Raw genomic sequence first — 14,721 nt, forward strand, 5'->3', positions numbered from 1 at the left:
GTCAGTCCATGAAGCCTTGCAGCTTGAGTTCGATCGAGCGCGGGTTCTCGCCTTCGGCGATGGAGAGAATGCCCTCCAGCAGCATCTCGCGGAAACGCGACTGGCGAATGGCAATGGACTTGAGCTTGTTGCCGACCGGCAACAGCAGCAGGTTGGCGAAACCGACACCATAGATGGTGGCGACGAAGGCGACGGCAATGCCGTTGCCGAGCTGGCTCGGGTCGGCGAGATTGCCCATCACATGGATCAGCCCCATGACCGCGCCGAGGATACCGATGGTAGGCGCGTAGCCACCCATGCTCTCGAACACCTTGGCGGCCTGCAGGTCGCGGCCCTCCTGGGTGAACAGATCGACTTCGAGGATGGTACGGATCGACTCCGGCTCGGTACCGTCTACCAGCAGTTGCAGGCCTTTGCGAGCGAACGCGTCGGGCTCGCTGTCGGCTGCCATCTCAAGGCCAAGGAGCCCCTCCTTGCGCGCGGTCAGGCTCCAGTTCACGACCCGGTTGATTCCACCGGGCAGGTCGACACGCGGAGGAAGGAGAATCCAGCGAATAATCGTCAGGGCGCGTTTGAAGACGCTGATCGGCGTCTGCAGAAACGCCGCGGCCAGGGTGCCACCCAGCACGATCAGCGCTGCCGGGCCATTGAGCAAAGCCGATACGTGGCCGCCTTCGAGGTAATTACCGCCAATGATGGCGACAAGTGCCAGGATTACCCCGATAAGGCTGAGAACATCCATTAGCTGAAGGCCTCCATCACATGCAGGCCTCGACCAGGTGGCGACCAATTTCGTCCAGGCCATAGACGGCATCGGCGAGGTTGGCCTTCACCACCGCCATGGGCATGCCGTAGATCACGCAACTGGCCTCGTCCTGCGCCCAGACCTGGCTACCGCCCTGCTTGAGCAGGCGCGCACCTTCGCGACCGTCAGCGCCCATTCCGGTCAGCACGACGGCCAGTACCTTGTCGTTGTAGGACTTGGCAGCAGAGCCGAAGGTGATGTCCACGCAGGGTTTGTAGTTGAGGCGCTCGTCGCCGGGCAGAATGCGCACCACGCCACGTGCGTCCACCATCATCTGCTTGCCACCCGGGGCCAGCAGCGCCAGGCCGGGGCGCAGTACGTCACCGTCCTCAGCTTCCTTGACCGATATCCGGCAGAGCTTGTCCAGACGCTCGGCAAAGGCCTTGGTGAAAGCAGCCGGCATATGCTGGATCAGCACCAGAGGCGCCGGAAAACTGGCGGGCAACTGGGTCAGTACCCGCTGCAGTGCTACCGGGCCACCGGTGGAAGTGCCGATGGCCACCAACCGGTAGGCCTTACGCTTTGGGGCAGGCGAGTTCGACGAGGGCGCAGGCGCCGGGGCGGCGACTGCTGCGGGGCGAACGGCAGCGCCGGCAACAGGGCTCGACGCAACTTGCGGCGCGGATGAACTGAGGGCGCTGAAGCGGCGATTGCTGCGAGCAATGCTGTGCACCTTGTCGCAGAGCAACTGCTTGACCTTTTCCGGGCTGCGCGAGATGTCCTCGAAGTTCTTCGGCAGGAAGTCCACTGCGCCGGCATCCAGCGCATCGAGGGTGACCCGCGCGCCTTCGTGGGTCAGCGAGGAGAACATCAACACCGGAGTCGGGCAACGCTGCATGATATGCCGAACCGCGGTGATGCCATCCATCATCGGCATTTCGTAGTCCATCGTGATGACGTCTGGCTTGAGCGCCAGCGCCTGGTCGATGGCTTCGCGACCGTTGGTGGCGGTCCCCACCACCTGGATGTTCGGGTCCGAAGAAAGGATTTCCGATACGCGGCGGCGGAAGAAACCGGAGTCGTCCACCACCAAAACCTTGACTGCCATAACAGAAAGCTCCTAGCGGGCGGCCACTCCCGGCCGCCCAGAATCAGCCGCGGCGCGCGTAATGCTTGAGCATGCTCGGCACATCGAGAATCAGTGCGATGCGACCGTCGCCGGTGATAGTCGCTCCGGACATGCCCGGCGTCCCCTGAAGCATCTTGCCCAGCGGCTTGATCACCACCTCCTCTTGACCAACCAGCTGGTCGACCACGAAGCCGATGCGTTGCGTGCCCACCGAGAGGATCACCACATGGCCCTCACCCTGCTCCTCATGGGTGGCATCACGCACCAGCCAGCGCTTGAGGTAGAACAGTGGCAATGCCTTGTCGCGCACGATCACCACTTCCTGGCCATCCACCACGTTGGTGCGCGACAGGTCGAGGTGGAAAATCTCGTTGACGTTGACCAGTGGGAACGCGAACGCCTGGTTCCCCAGCATGACCATCAGGGTCGGCATGATCGCCAGGGTCAACGGGACCTTGATGATGATCTTCGAGCCCAAGCCCTTCTGCGAGAAGACGTTCACAGTGCCATTGAGCTGGGAAATCTTGGTCTTGACCACGTCCATGCCGACACCACGGCCGGAGACGTCGGAAATCTCGCTCTTGGTCGAGAAGCCCGGCGCGAAGATCAGGTTGTAGCATTCCAGTTCGGTCAGACGCTCGGCAGCGTCCTTGTCCAGCAGCCCTTTCTCGACCGCCTTGGCACGCAGGACGCTCGCATCCATGCCTTTGCCGTCGTCGGTAATCATCAGCAGGATGTGGTCACCCTCCTGCTCGGCGGACAGTACGACACGTCCGGTACGCGGCTTGCCGGCGGCCTCGCGCTCTTCGGGGGGCTCGATGCCGTGGTCGACTGCGTTGCGCACCAGATGTACCAGCGGGTCGGCCAGCGCCTCGACCAGGTTCTTGTCGAGGTCGGTCTCCTCGCCCACCAGTTCGAGGTTGATTTCCTTTTTCAGGTTGCGTGCCAGGTCGCGGACCAGCCGCGGGAAGCGGCCGAAAACCTTCTTGATCGGCTGCATGCGGGTCTTCATGACCGCGGTTTGCAGGTCGGCCGTCACCACATCCAGATTGGACACGGCCTTGGCCATGGACTCGTCGCCACTGTTGAGCCCCAGGCGCACCAGGCGGTTACGCACCAGCACCAGCTCGCCGACCATGTTCATGATCTCGTCGAGCCGTGCGGTGTCGACCCGTACCGTAGTTTCAGCCTCACTGGCCGCCGCCCCGCCGCTGGCTGCGGCCGGCGCCACCTGACGAGCCGCCGGCTCGGTGGGCTTGGCGACGGGCTTAGGTGCGGGAGCAACAGCAGGCTTGCCAGGAGCGACGACAACTGCAGTGGCGGTATCTTCGACCGCACCTGTGAACTTGCCCTTGCCGTGTAGCTGATCGAGCAGGCTCTCGAACTCATCGTCGGTGATATGTTCGCCGCCCGCCGGGTTGACAGCCGGCACGACCGGCGTTTCGAGCGGGGTGACGATGGGTTCGGCAGCGCCGTTGAACTTGCCTTTGCCGTGCAGCTGGTCGAGCAGCGCCTCGAACTCATCGTCAGTGATTTCTTCACTGGCACCCGCCGGCGGGGCTGCGACCACCGTAGCGTTCACGGACACGGCAGCAGGCTCGGTGGAGCCCACGAACTTGCCCTTGCCGTGCAACTGGTCCAGCAGAGCCTCGAACTCGTCGTCGGTGATTTCGTCCCCGGCGACCGCCTGAACCGGATCGGATTCTGGCTCGGCAACAGCGGCCCCGCCCAGGGCCTCGAGCAACTGCTCGAACTCGCTGTCGGTGATATCGGCGGAAGCTGCAGACACCTCGGCAGCGGGGCTGGGCGCGACCACCGGAGCCGTCGCGTCACCACCCGGCTCGGCTAGACGTGCCAGCGCGGCCAACAGTGCTGGAGTCGCTGGAACCAGGTCGCTGCGCTCACGGACCTGGCTGAACATCTCGTTGACCGTATCCAGTGCCTGCAGGACCACGTCCATCAGCTCCGCATCCACGCGGCGTTCGCCCTTGCGCAGGATGTCGAAGACGTTCTCGGCAATGTGGCAGCACTCCACCAGCGCGTTTAGCTGGAGGAAGCCAGCGCCGCCCTTGACCGTGTGGAACCCACGAAAAATCGCATTGAGCAGGTCCATATCGTCCGGGCGGCTTTCCAGCTCGACCAGCTGCTCGGACAGTTGCTCCAATATCTCGCCGGCCTCAACCAGGAAGTCCTGGAGGATTTCTTCATCGGCGTCGAAGCTCATATGAGCGCTCCCTAAAAGCCCAGGCTGGATAGCAGATCATCGACGTCGTCCTGACCGGACACCACGTCTTCACGTTTATCGGCATTGATCTGCGGACCTTCACCCCTGGAAGGATTTTTTTCTTTTTCGAGTTCGGCGCGCAGCGCGGCATGGTCGTGCTGGATGCCCGCGTAGCGATCCACCTGACTGGCCATCAACACGAGCTTGACCAGGTTGCTCTCCACTTCAGTGACCAACTGCGTCACGCGCTTGATCACCTGGCCGGTGAGGTCCTGGTAGTCCTGTGCCAGCAGGATGTCGTTGAGCTTGCCGGACAGAGTGCCGGTATCCCGCTGGCTGCGGGTAAGGAATTGCTCGATGCGACGGGCCAACTCGCGGAAGCCGTCAGCGCCAATTTCCCGACGCATGAAACGCCCCCACTCCTCGCCCAATTGCTGCGCCTCGTCGCTCAGTCCACCCAGCAGCGGCGTGCTCTCCTCCACCAGGTCCATGGTGCGGTTGGCGGCACGCTCGGTCATCTGCACCACGTAGGAAAGACGGTCCGTCGCATCCGCGATCTGCGACATCTCGGTGGCGAGGGGCAGCTTGGGGTCGATCTGGAAATTGACGATGGCGTTATGCAGTTCGCGGGTGAGCTTGCCGACTTCCTGGTAGAGGCCGCGATCACGGACCTGGTTGAGCTCCTGGATGAGCTGTACTGCATCGGTGAAATTGCCTCGCTCGAGACTATCCACCAATTCCCGCGCACGGTCTTTCAGGGTCGACTCGAAGTCTCCCAGCATTGCTTGATTCTGGTCCATGGCACCCTCGCGGCCGGCACTAGCCACTGACCCGTTCGAAAATCTTCTCGATCTTTTCCTTCAATACCTGAGCAGTGAAGGGCTTGACGACGTAGCCGTTCACGCCGGCCTGGGCCGCTTCGATGATCTGGTCGCGCTTGGCTTCAGCGGTGACCATCAGCACGGGCAAGTGCTTCAGGCGGTCATCGGCGCGCACCGCGCGCAGCAGATCGATGCCGGTCATGCCGGGCATGTTCCAGTCGGTCACGAGGAAATCGAAATTACCGCTGTGCAGCATCGGCAACGCCGTGGTGCCGTCGTCGGCCTCGGCGGTATTGGTGAAGCCCAAGTCGCGCAAGAGGTTCTTGATGATGCGTCTCATCGTCGAGAAATCGTCAACGATGAGGATTTTCATGTTCTTGTCCAAGTCGACCTCCGTACAGTCTTAAACGCCCCTCTTCCGGGTACGTCATTCAATCGTCAAACCGGTACGCCATTCAGCGCGCACGCCAATCGCCGAGCCGGGCACGCAGGCGTGCTGCGCACTGGCTGTGCAACTGACTGACTCGCGATTCGCTTACCCCAAGCACTTCACCGATTTCCTTCAGGTTCAGCTCTTCGTCGTAATACAACGCCAGAACCAGGCGTTCGCGCTCCGGCAGGTGCGCGATGGCATCGGCCAGCGCGGCCTGGAAACGTTCTTCTTCCAAGTCATGCGAAGGTTCGAGTTGGGTGACACCGGTGTCCTCGGGTAACCCGCCGTGCTCGCCGTCCTGCAACAGGTCGTCGAAGCTGAACAAACGGCTGCCCAAGGTGTCGCTCAGGATGCCGTAGTAGTCATCGAGACTCAATCCAAGTTCGGCAGCGACCTCCTGATCTTTGGCATCACGCCCCGTCCGCGCCTCGATAGTGCGAATGGCGTCGCTGACCATGCGCGTGTTGCGGTGGACCGAGCGCGGAGCCCAATCCCCCTTGCGCACTTCGTCCAGCATCGCGCCTCGAATCCGGATACCGGCGTAGGTCTCGAAACTCGCCCCCTTGCCGCCGTCATACTTCTTCGAGGCCTCCAACAGGCCGATCATCCCGGCCTGCATGAGATCTTCCACCTGCACGCTGGCCGGCAGACGCGCCAGCAAGTGATAGGCGATGCGTTTGACCAGCGGGGCATAGCGTTCGATCAACTGGTGCTGCGAGTCCCGCGCCTGAGTCTTACTGTACATACGCAGTCCGCTCGCTGGTGTCATACGGGAGAATCCGCAGCGGGCTGCCTGAGCAAGCGTTCGACGAAGAACTCAAGGTGGCCGCGCGGGTTCGCCGGCAGCGGCCAGCTGTCGACCTTCTGCGCAATCGCCTTGAATGCCAGGGAACACTTGGAGCGCGGGAACGCCTCGTAGACGGCTCGCTGCTTCTGCACGGCCTTGCGCACCGATTCGTCGTAGGGAATCGCACCCACATACTGCAGTGCGACGTCGAGGAAGCGGTCGGTGACCTTGGTCAGCTTGGCGAACAGGTTGCGGCCTTCCTGGGGGCTGTGAGCCATGTTGGCCAACACCCGGAAACGATTCATGCCGTAATCGCGGTTGAGCAACTTGATCAGCGCGTAGGCGTCAGTGATGGACGTGGGTTCGTCACAGACGACCACGATCACTTCCTGCGCGGCACGAACGAAGCTCACGACCGAGTCGCCAATGCCGGCGGCAGTATCGATGACCAGCACGTCGAGGTTGTCGCTGATATCGCTGAAGGCCTGGATCAGCCCGGCATGCTGCATCGACGAAAGGTGCACCATGCTCTGGGTGCCCGAAGCCGCCGGCACGATGCGGATACCGCCAGGGCCTTGAAGGAGCACGTCACGCAGATCGCACTCGCCATTGATGACATCGGCCAAGGTGCGCTTAGCCGAGAGACCGAGGAGGACGTCGACATTGGCCAGGCCGAGGTCAGCGTCCAGCAGCATGACCCGGCGGCCTAGCTCGGCCAGCGCCAGGGAAAGGTTCACCGACACATTGGTCTTGCCGACGCCACCTTTGCCGCCGGTCACCGCGATCACCTGTACGGGATGCATATTACCCATTTCAAACACCTTGTTAGGGACTGGGCCACTTGGCTGTCTAGGACTGCCCGATACGAGCAGCTCAGGATTCTTCAACCGACACGTCTCGCCGGATTCTGGTAAAGGCCGGCGAACATATCTGCCATGGCTTCTTCGCTCGGGTCTTCCGGCGCCTGGAGACTGACGGCGCGGCTCACCAGCTGGTGGCTGCGCGGAACCTGCAGATCATCCGGAATTCGAGGCCCGTCAGCCAGATAGGCTACCGGGAGATGCTGGCCGATGGCCAGCCCCAAAACCTCGCCCAGGCTTGCCGACTCATCCAGCTTGGTCAGGATGCAGCCGGACAGGCCGCAACGCTTGTAGCTGTGGTAAGCGGCCTTGAGCACCTGGTTCTGGCTAGTGGCGGCCAGCACCAGATAATTTCGGGCATTCACACCACGGCTGGCCAGTGCTTCGAGCTGCATGGCCAAGGCCGGATCGTTGGCCGGCAGGCCGGCGGTATCGATCAGCACGACACGTTTTCGCGCCAGCGGTGCGAGGGCCTGAGTCAGGGACTGACCGGGATCGACCAGGGTTACCGGGACGTTGAGAATACGCCCCAGGGTCTTCAACTGTTCCTGGGCACCGATTCGGTAACTGTCCATGCTGACCAGGGCAATGCTCTGGGCACCGTACTTCAGCACGTAACGCGCAGCGAGCTTTGCCAGGGTGGTGGTCTTGCCCACGCCGGCAGGGCCGACCAGGGCAATCACGCCACCCTCTTCCAGTGGCTCGTTCTGTGGCGTGCGAATCGCGTGGGCCAGATGGGCCAGCAGCATGCGCCAGGCCTGCCGCGGTTCCAGGACGTTACCGACCTTCTCCAGCAGCGTGCGTGCCAGCTCGGCCGGCAACCCCATGCGCTGCAGGCGACGCCAGAGACCGGCCTGCTGCGGACGGCGATTCTGCATTTGCCCCCAGGCGATGGAACCGAGCTGGACTTCGATGAGTTCGCGCAGGCCGTTCAGTTCGGAACGCATGGCATCCAGCGCAACATGGTCGAGTGCCGTAATAGCGGGCTCGGCTGGCGCCATGGCCGCCGGGATGGTGCGTGGGCGACTCAGTGCAGCCGCCAGGGCCGATTCCGGCAGTTCGGGCTCGATGGCCACCAGCGGCTCGCCGGCGAATAATTGACGGTCCTTGCCAGCATCAGCCTGGGCGCGCGTGGTCAGTTCGGCCTGGGCTTCGGCAATGCGGGTCTGGGTCTTGCGTAGCTCGGCTTCAAGGGCCGGATTAGGCTTGCTCGGAGCGGCAGCAGGCAGGGAGTAGTCCAACGCAGCGGTCAGCTCGACACCACCGGCAACCCGGCGATTGCCGATGATGGCCGCATCAGCGCCCAGCTCATCACGCACCAACTTCATGGCTTGACGCATATCGGCGGCGAAGAAGCGTTTGACCTGCATGGTCCTTGACCTCGGTTAGTTCTGGCCCACAGTCGCGACTATGGTGACCTGCTTGTTGTCCGGTATTTCCTGGTAGGCCAGCACGTACATGGTTGGCACGGCGAGCCTGGCAAAGCGCGACATCATCGCCCGGATCGGCCCAGCCACCAGCAGGATCGCCTGCTTGCCAAGCATTTCCTGGCGCTGCGCCGCTTCCACCAGGGAACGTTGCAGCTTTTCAGCCATGCCAGGTTCGAGGAGAACGCCATCTTCCGAACCCTGACCAGCCTTCTGCAGACTGTTCAGCAATATCTGTTCCAACCTTGGTTCCAGGGTGATCACAGGCAGCTCGGGCTCTAGTCCCACAATGCTTTGCACGATTGCGCGAGACAGCGACACACGTACTGCCGCAACCAGCGCGGCGGGATCTTGACTCTTGGGCGCGACGTTAGCGATGGCCTCGGCGATGGTGCGGATGTCGCGTACCGGCACCTGCTCCTGCAGCAGCGCCTGCAAAACCTTCAGCAAGGTCGACAGCGACACCATGCCCGGCACCAGCTCTTCCGCCAGCCGCGGCGAGCTCTTGGCCAGTAGCTGCATCAGCTGCTGCACCTCTTCGTGGCCGAGCAGCTCGTGGGCATGCTTGTGTAGTACCTGGTTGAGGTGCGTCGCGACCACCGTGCTGGCGTCCACCACCGTGTAACCGAGCGACTGCGCCTGGTCGCGCTGGCTGGCGTCGATCCACACCGCTTCCAGGCCGAACGCCGGATCCTTGGCGGCCACGCCATTGAGGGTGCCGAACACCTGGCCGGGATTGATCGCCAATTCTCGGTCCGGATAGACCTCGGCCTCGGCCACGCTGACCCCCATCAGGGTCAGGCGATAGGCGTTGGGCAACAGATCGAGGTTGTCGCGGATGTGTACCGAGGGCATGAGGAAGCCCATCTCCTGGGAGAGCTTCTTGCGCACGCCCTTGATCCGCGCCAGGAGCTGGCCACCCTGGTTGCGGTCCACCAGAGGAATCAGGCGATACCCCACTTCCAGGCCCACCAGGTCAACGGGAGTGACGTCGTCCCAACCCAGCTCCTTGGTTTCCTGGGCGCGCTGGGCAGGCAGCAGCTCCTGCTGCCGTATCTCCTCTTGCACGGCCTCTTCCTTGACCTTCTTCTGCTTCTGCCAGATCCACCAGGCACCGCCAGCAGCCACCAGGCCCAGGCCGATGAAGGACACGTGGGGCATGCCTGGCACCAGGCCCATGGCGATCAGGATCGCGGCCGACACGGCCAGGGCCTTGGGCGAGGCGAACATCTGCCGATTGACCTGCTGCCCCATGTCCTCCGAGGTGGAGACTCGAGTCACCATGATGGCCGCGGCGGTGGACAGCAGCAGCGAGGGAATTTGTGCGACCAGGCCATCACCTATGGTCAGCAGCGAGTAGATGCGACCAGCGTCGGCGAAGCTCATGCCGTGCTGGGCCATCCCGATGGCCATACCACCGAGGAGGTTGATGAACAGGATCAGCAGGCCAGCTATGGCGTCGCCGCGAACGAACTTGCTGGCACCGTCCATGGAGCCGTAGAAGTCCGCCTCCTGGGACACCTCGGTTCGGCGCTTCTTGGCCTCTCCCTGGTCGATCAGACCGGCGTTGAGGTCAGCATCGATGGCCATCTGCTTGCCAGGCATGGCGTCCAGGGTGAAGCGCGCACTGACCTCGGAGATGCGCCCGGCGCCCTTGGTGACCACGACGAAATTGATGATCATCAAGATCGCGAAGACCACCACACCGACCACGTAGTTACCGCCCACCACTACGTCACCAAAGGCTTGGATCACCTTGCCGGCCGCGTCATGGCCATCCTGGCCGTGGAGCAGCACCACGCGGGTGGAAGCCACGTTCAGCGCCAGGCGCAGCAGGGTAGACACCAGCAGGATGGTGGGGAACACGGCGAAATCGAGCGGCCGCATGGCGTAGACGCACACCAGCAGCACGACGATGGACAGGGCGATGTTGAAGGTGAAGAACACGTCGAGCAGGAAAGGCGGCACCGGCAACGTCATCATGCCCAGCATCACCAGCACCAGCAGCGGCACCCCAAGGTTGCCGCGCCCCATGCCCACCAGGTTGTTGCGGACATTGCCGATCAGTTGCGTACGATCCACTGCTGCTCCCCTACCCCATCACGGATTGGCGCTCCGCCCATCCAATCTTTTGACACAAGACTCGGTCATCAGCGGGCCTCTGCAAGAAGCCTTCCAACTTGGGTAAGGGATTGTTTCTTCGGGGTTTCAGGCAGGAAAGTTCTGCCAGGACTGCCGTGGGAGCGGGTCCGTTCGTGGATGCACACCGCAAGCCTGCTTTTCATGCTTCCCCCCAAGCTCGGCATCCCTCACCCCCGGCCCCTCTCCCAGAGGGAGAAGGCGTTATCCGTGCTGCTTTCCGGGGTTCACTCGTCCCGCCGCAAATCCGGCGGGATCGGCAGGTCGTTGAGCGGTGCCGGGCGCTTGCCCCGGCCGGCACGGAACTGCTTGAGCTGGTAGACGTAAGCGAGCACCTGGGCGACCGCGAGGTAAAGCCCAGCGGGGATTTCCTGGTCCAGTTCAGTGGAGTAGTAAACCGCCCGCGCCAGCGCCGGAGACTCCAGCACCATCACTTTGTTCTCCTGGGCGATCTCGCGGATCTTCAGCGCCGTGAAGTCGCCGCCCTTGGCCAACAGCATTGGCGCCCCGCCCTTCTCGGCGTCGTACTTCAGCGCCACGGCAAAGTGCGTAGGGTTGGTGATGACGACATCGGCCTGCGGTACGGCAGCCATCATGCGCCGCTCGGCCATCTCGCGCTGCATGCGACGGATGCGCGACTTGACCTCGGGTTTACCCTCGGAATCCTTGTACTCATCGCGCACTTCCTGCTTGGTCATCATCAGCTTCTGCTTGTTGCTCCAGAGCTGGAAGGGCACATCCACGGCAGCGATCAGAATCAACCCGCAGGCCAGCCAGACCGCGCTCCAACCCACCACCTGAACACTGTGCAGGATGGCCATGTCCAGTGGCTCATGAGCGATGGCCAGTAGGTCGTCGCGGTCCGCATTGAGCACCGCGAGCGCCACCAGCAGGATCACCGCGAACTTGGCCAGCGCCTTGAGCAGTTCGACCAGGGCATGGGTGGAAAACATGCGTTTGAGACCGGCTAGCGGGTTCATCCGGCTGAACTTGGGCGCCATCGCCTGCCCCGAGAAAAGCCAGCCGCCCAGCGCCATCGGTCCCGCAATGGAAACGATCAGCAAGGTGGCCAACAGGGGCAACACGGCGTCCAGGGCCATCTTCCCTGACGCCAGCAACCAGATGCCCATACTCCGCTCGTCCAGCAGCACCTCGCGCGACAGGGCGAAGTTGGCCTGCATCATTTGCATCAACGAACTCGCCATGCTGCCGCCGGAGGCCAGCAGCCCTCCAGCCCCGCCCAAGGTCACGGCCAGCGTATTGAGCTCGCGAGAGCGAGCAATCTGCCCTTTCTCCCGGGCCTCTTGCTGGCGCTTCGCCGTGGGCTCTTCACTCTTGTCCGCTCCGCTCTCACTTTCCGCCATGGTGCCACCCGACCACAGGCCTGAAACACGTCAGCAGGATCATCAACGCGCCCTCACCAATTCGCGCAGCAACTGCAGCGCGTCGCTGGCCAGAACCTGGTACTGCGCCAGGATGTCGGCCATGCCGATCCAGACGATCACCAAGCCGAGGGCCAGGGTCAGCGGGAAACCGATGGAGAAGATATTCAGCTGCGGCGCGGCGCGAGTCATCACGCCGAAGGCGACGTTGACGACCAGCAACGCGGTGATCGCCGGCAGCGACAACAACAACCCCGCCCCCATCACCCAGCCGAGCTTGCCGGCCACTTCCCAGTAATGCGCGGCCATCAGCCCCCCGCCTACCGGCAAGGTGACGAAGCTCTCCGCCAGCACCTCGAAGACCACCAGGTGACCGTTCATTGCGAGGAAAAGCAGCGTCACCAGCATCAGGTAGAACTGCCCGAGCACCGGCACCGAGACGCCATTGGTGGGGTCGACCATGGAAGCGAAGCCCAGGCCCATCTGCATCGAGATAATCTGCCCGGCCACCACGAAGGCATGGAAGAACAGCTGGAGGACGAAGCCGAGCAAGGCGCCGATCAGCACCTGCTCACCAATCAGCAGCAGCGTGCGTAGGCTCAACGTATCGACTGCCGGCATCGGCGGCAAGGCAGGCACCAGCACAACTGCAATTGCCGCCGCCAGGTAGAGGCGCACCCGCATCGGCACGAGCTGCGTGCCGATCACCGGCATGGTCATCAGCAAGGCTGCGGTGCGAAACAGCGGCAGGAGGAAACTCCCCACCCAGCCGCCGATCTGCGCATCGCTGAGCTCAAGCATGGCTCAACCGATCAACATCGGGATGTTCTGATAGAGCGTCTGGATGTACTCCATCAGTTGGCGGGTCAGCCAGGGGCCTGCCCAGATCAGCGTCAGCAGCATCACGATGAGACGCGGCAGGAAGCTCAGGGTCTGCTCGTTGATCTGGGTGGCAGCCTGGAACATCGCCACAATCAGGCCCACCACCAGGCTCGGCACCACCAGGATGCCGACGATCAGGCAGGTCAGCCACAGCGCTTCACGGAACAGGTCGACGGCCACTTCAGGTGTCATGCAGCCCCCCCCTATACGCCGCCGAAGCTGCCGGCGAGTGTGCCGATGATCAACGCCCAGCCATCCACCAGCACGAACAGCATGATCTTGAACGGCAAGGAAATGATCAGCGGCGAGAGCATCATCATACCCATGGCCATCAGCACGCTCGCCACGACCAGGTCGATGATCAGGAACGGGATGAAGATCATGAAGCCGATCTGGAACGCAGTTTTCAGCTCGGAGGTGACGAAAGCCGGCACCAGGATGGTCAGGGGGGCGGCGTCCGGACTGGGAATGTCGGTGCGCTTGGAAAGCCGCATGAAGAGTTCCAGGTCGCTGGCGCGGGTCTGCGCCAGCATGAAGTTCTTGATCGGTACCTCGGCCTTCGTGATCGCCTCCTGCGCGGGCATCTGCTCGTTCAGGTAGGGCTGCAGTGCGTCGCGGTTCACCTGGTCGAACACCGGCGCCATGACGAACATCGTCAGGAACAGCGCCAGGCCAATGAGAATCTGGTTCGACGGCGTCTGCTGCAAGCCAAGCGCCTGGCGCAGGATGGAGAAGACGATGATGATCCGCGTGAAGCTGGTCATCAGCATGACGAACGCCGGAATGAAGCTCAGCGCCGTCATGATCAGCAGGATCTGCAAGCTGACCGAGTACTCCTGCTGACCTTCGGCGTTTGTGCTCAACGTGATGGCCGGAAGCGACAGCGGATTGTCGGCGCCAAGGGCCAGTGGCGCAGCCAGCACCAGCAGGCACGCCATGAGGATGCGGTGCAAAGCCATCAGTGCTTGTCCTTGCCGAGCAGTTCCATGAGTCGTTGGGCGAACTCCGGACTGGCCGCTTGGCTATCCGGAACCTGCACCGGCTCCTTGAGTACGTGCAGGGGTGTGATGCTTCCGGCGCTGAGGCCAAGAAGAATCTGCTCGGAACCAACCTGCACCAGCACCAGCCGATCGCGTGGGCCGAGGGACTGGCTCGACACCAGCTTGATTGCCTGCCCGCCACGCGGACTGAGCTGCTGGACGCGGCGCAGCAACCAAGCGAGCAGGAAGATCAGCCCCACCACCAGCAGCAGGCCAAGCGCCAATTGCCCCAATTGGGCCGCCATGCCGCTGCCGGCACCGGGCGCGACGGCCGCCGGTTCTGCAGCGAGCGCACTCCAGGGCAGCAGGGCGAGCCCCGCGACGATATGACGATGCATGGTGTCAGCGCAGCTTCTTGATGCGTTCGCTCGGGCTGATCACATCAGTCAGCCGAATACCGAACTTCTCGTTGACCACCACTACCTCACCATGGGCGATCAGAGTGCCATTGACCAACACATCCAGCGGCTCGCCGGCCAGGCGATCGAGTTCGATCACCGAGCCCTGGTTGAGCTGCAGCAGGTTGCGAATGGTGATGTCGGTATTGCCCACTTCCATGGAAATGGACACCGGGATGTCGAGAATCACATCCAGGTTCGGACCGTCCAGCGTCACCAGCCCGCCAGCGGCCTTGGGCCCGCTGCCGAACTCTTCCATCGGCGCCCGCGGCGAACTCGGTGCGGCAGCACCCTGGTTCATCAGGGCATCGATGTCGTCCTGGCTGGCATCGCCGGCTTCGGCCAGTGCCGCAGCCCACTCGTCGGCCAAGGCCTGTTCCTCAGGGGTGGTGGTGTCCATGTCGCTTGCCATCGGTTGACCTCGTCTGGCTCTTGATTCGTTGGCAGCGTCGCT

15 protein-coding genes are annotated in these 14,721 nt (G+C 62.9%); all 15 read right to left on the reverse strand.

Annotated features, from left to right (window positions below; translation table 11 throughout):
* Window position 1 precedes the first annotated feature (1 nt).
* The 15 genes from OXH74_RS23940 to fliN all read right to left on the reverse strand — a co-directional run bounded on the left by OXH74_RS23940 (window position 2) and on the right by fliN (window position 14,679).
* The gene (locus OXH74_RS23940) at window positions 2-742 is read right to left on the reverse strand and encodes a flagellar motor protein (RefSeq protein WP_375739170.1); all 741 of its coding nucleotides are present in this window, start codon (window positions 740-742) and stop codon (window positions 2-4) included.
* Window positions 743-758: 16 nt separating this feature from the next.
* On the reverse strand, window positions 759-1,853 hold the full coding sequence (locus OXH74_RS23945) for a chemotaxis response regulator protein-glutamate methylesterase (protein ID WP_375739171.1): 1,095 nt from the start codon (window positions 1,851-1,853) through the stop codon (window positions 759-761).
* Window positions 1,854-1,896: 43 nt separating this feature from the next.
* Entirely contained in the window at window positions 1,897-4,098 is a 2,202-nt protein-coding gene (locus tag OXH74_RS23950; RefSeq protein WP_375739172.1) for a chemotaxis protein CheA, read from the reverse strand.
* An 11-nt stretch (window positions 4,099-4,109) separates the two neighbouring features.
* Window positions 4,110-4,898 (reverse strand): protein phosphatase CheZ, encoded by a 789-nt coding sequence (locus OXH74_RS23955; RefSeq protein ID WP_215373286.1) that lies wholly within the window; start codon window positions 4,896-4,898, stop codon window positions 4,110-4,112.
* 19 nt (window positions 4,899-4,917) lie between these two features.
* The gene (locus OXH74_RS23960; RefSeq protein ID WP_215373288.1) at window positions 4,918-5,292 is read right to left on the reverse strand and encodes a chemotaxis response regulator CheY; all 375 of its coding nucleotides are present in this window, start codon (window positions 5,290-5,292) and stop codon (window positions 4,918-4,920) included.
* A gap of 82 nt (window positions 5,293-5,374) precedes the next feature.
* Window positions 5,375-6,121 carry an RNA polymerase sigma factor FliA gene (gene fliA, locus OXH74_RS23965; protein WP_215373290.1) on the reverse strand — a complete coding sequence of 249 codons (747 nt, stop codon included), beginning with the start codon at window positions 6,119-6,121 and terminating at the stop codon, window positions 5,375-5,377.
* A complete protein-coding gene (gene fleN / locus OXH74_RS23970) occupies window positions 6,118-6,960 on the reverse strand; it encodes a flagellar synthesis regulator FleN (RefSeq protein ID WP_215373292.1) in 843 nt (280 codons plus the stop codon). The genes fliA and fleN overlap by 4 nt, the downstream gene beginning before the upstream one ends.
* Window positions 6,961-7,022: 62 nt before the next feature.
* Window positions 7,023-8,369, reverse strand: coding sequence for a flagellar biosynthesis protein FlhF (flhF, locus tag OXH74_RS23975; protein WP_375739173.1), 1,347 nt, complete (start codon window positions 8,367-8,369; stop codon window positions 7,023-7,025).
* Window positions 8,370-8,384: 15 nt separating this feature from the next.
* The gene (gene flhA / locus OXH74_RS23980; protein WP_375739174.1) at window positions 8,385-10,508 is read right to left on the reverse strand and encodes a flagellar biosynthesis protein FlhA; all 2,124 of its coding nucleotides are present in this window, start codon (window positions 10,506-10,508) and stop codon (window positions 8,385-8,387) included.
* A gap of 284 nt (window positions 10,509-10,792) precedes the next feature.
* Window positions 10,793-11,929, reverse strand: coding sequence for a flagellar biosynthesis protein FlhB (gene flhB, locus OXH74_RS23985; RefSeq protein WP_375739175.1), 1,137 nt, complete (start codon window positions 11,927-11,929; stop codon window positions 10,793-10,795).
* A 42-nt stretch (window positions 11,930-11,971) separates the two neighbouring features.
* A complete protein-coding gene (fliR, locus tag OXH74_RS23990; RefSeq protein WP_375739176.1) occupies window positions 11,972-12,748 on the reverse strand; it encodes a flagellar biosynthetic protein FliR in 777 nt (258 codons plus the stop codon).
* Between the two features lie 3 nt (window positions 12,749-12,751).
* Window positions 12,752-13,021, reverse strand: a complete 270-nt coding sequence (gene fliQ, locus OXH74_RS23995; RefSeq protein ID WP_215373304.1) for a flagellar biosynthesis protein FliQ — start codon at window positions 13,019-13,021, stop codon at window positions 12,752-12,754.
* Between the two features lie 11 nt (window positions 13,022-13,032).
* Window positions 13,033-13,788, reverse strand: a complete 756-nt coding sequence (gene fliP, locus OXH74_RS24000) for a flagellar type III secretion system pore protein FliP (protein ID WP_215373306.1) — start codon at window positions 13,786-13,788, stop codon at window positions 13,033-13,035.
* Window positions 13,788-14,207, reverse strand: a complete 420-nt coding sequence (gene fliO, locus OXH74_RS24005; protein ID WP_375739177.1) for a flagellar biosynthetic protein FliO — start codon at window positions 14,205-14,207, stop codon at window positions 13,788-13,790. The genes fliP and fliO overlap by 1 nt, the downstream gene beginning before the upstream one ends.
* 4 nt (window positions 14,208-14,211) lie before the next feature.
* Complete coding sequence (fliN, locus tag OXH74_RS24010) at window positions 14,212-14,679, reverse strand: flagellar motor switch protein FliN (protein ID WP_375739178.1); 468 nt, start codon at window positions 14,677-14,679, stop codon at window positions 14,212-14,214.
* Between the last annotated feature and the right edge of the window lie 42 nt (window positions 14,680-14,721).

The sequence above is a fragment of the Metapseudomonas boanensis genome (assembly GCF_042232855.1).
GTDB classification, from domain to species: Bacteria; Pseudomonadota; Gammaproteobacteria; order Pseudomonadales; family Pseudomonadaceae; genus Metapseudomonas; species Metapseudomonas boanensis.

Coding starts and splice junctions, on each gene's coding strand:
- fliR (WP_375739176.1), bottom strand. CDS start 12,748: ATGCTTGAGCTCAGCGATGCGCAGATCGGCGGCTGGGTGGGGAGTTTC.
- fliA (WP_215373290.1), bottom strand. CDS start 6,121: ATGACACCAGCGAGCGGACTGCGTATGTACAGTAAGACTCAGGCGCGG.
- flhF (WP_375739173.1), bottom strand. CDS start 8,369: ATGCAGGTCAAACGCTTCTTCGCCGCCGATATGCGTCAAGCCATGAAG.
- OXH74_RS23955 (WP_215373286.1), bottom strand. CDS start 4,898: ATGGACCAGAATCAAGCAATGCTGGGAGACTTCGAGTCGACCCTGAAA.
- flhB (WP_375739175.1), bottom strand. CDS start 11,929: ATGGCGGAAAGTGAGAGCGGAGCGGACAAGAGTGAAGAGCCCACGGCG.
- fliP (WP_215373306.1), bottom strand. CDS start 13,788: ATGGCTTTGCACCGCATCCTCATGGCGTGCCTGCTGGTGCTGGCTGCG.
- fliQ (WP_215373304.1), bottom strand. CDS start 13,021: ATGACACCTGAAGTGGCCGTCGACCTGTTCCGTGAAGCGCTGTGGCTG.
- fliO (WP_375739177.1), bottom strand. CDS start 14,207: ATGCATCGTCATATCGTCGCGGGGCTCGCCCTGCTGCCCTGGAGTGCG.
- OXH74_RS23940 (WP_375739170.1), bottom strand. CDS start 742: ATGGATGTTCTCAGCCTTATCGGGGTAATCCTGGCACTTGTCGCCATC.
- OXH74_RS23950 (WP_375739172.1), bottom strand. CDS start 4,098: ATGAGCTTCGACGCCGATGAAGAAATCCTCCAGGACTTCCTGGTTGAG.
- OXH74_RS23945 (WP_375739171.1), bottom strand. CDS start 1,853: ATGGCAGTCAAGGTTTTGGTGGTGGACGACTCCGGTTTCTTCCGCCGC.
- fliN (WP_375739178.1), bottom strand. CDS start 14,679: ATGGCAAGCGACATGGACACCACCACCCCTGAGGAACAGGCCTTGGCC.
- OXH74_RS23960 (WP_215373288.1), bottom strand. CDS start 5,292: ATGAAAATCCTCATCGTTGACGATTTCTCGACGATGAGACGCATCATC.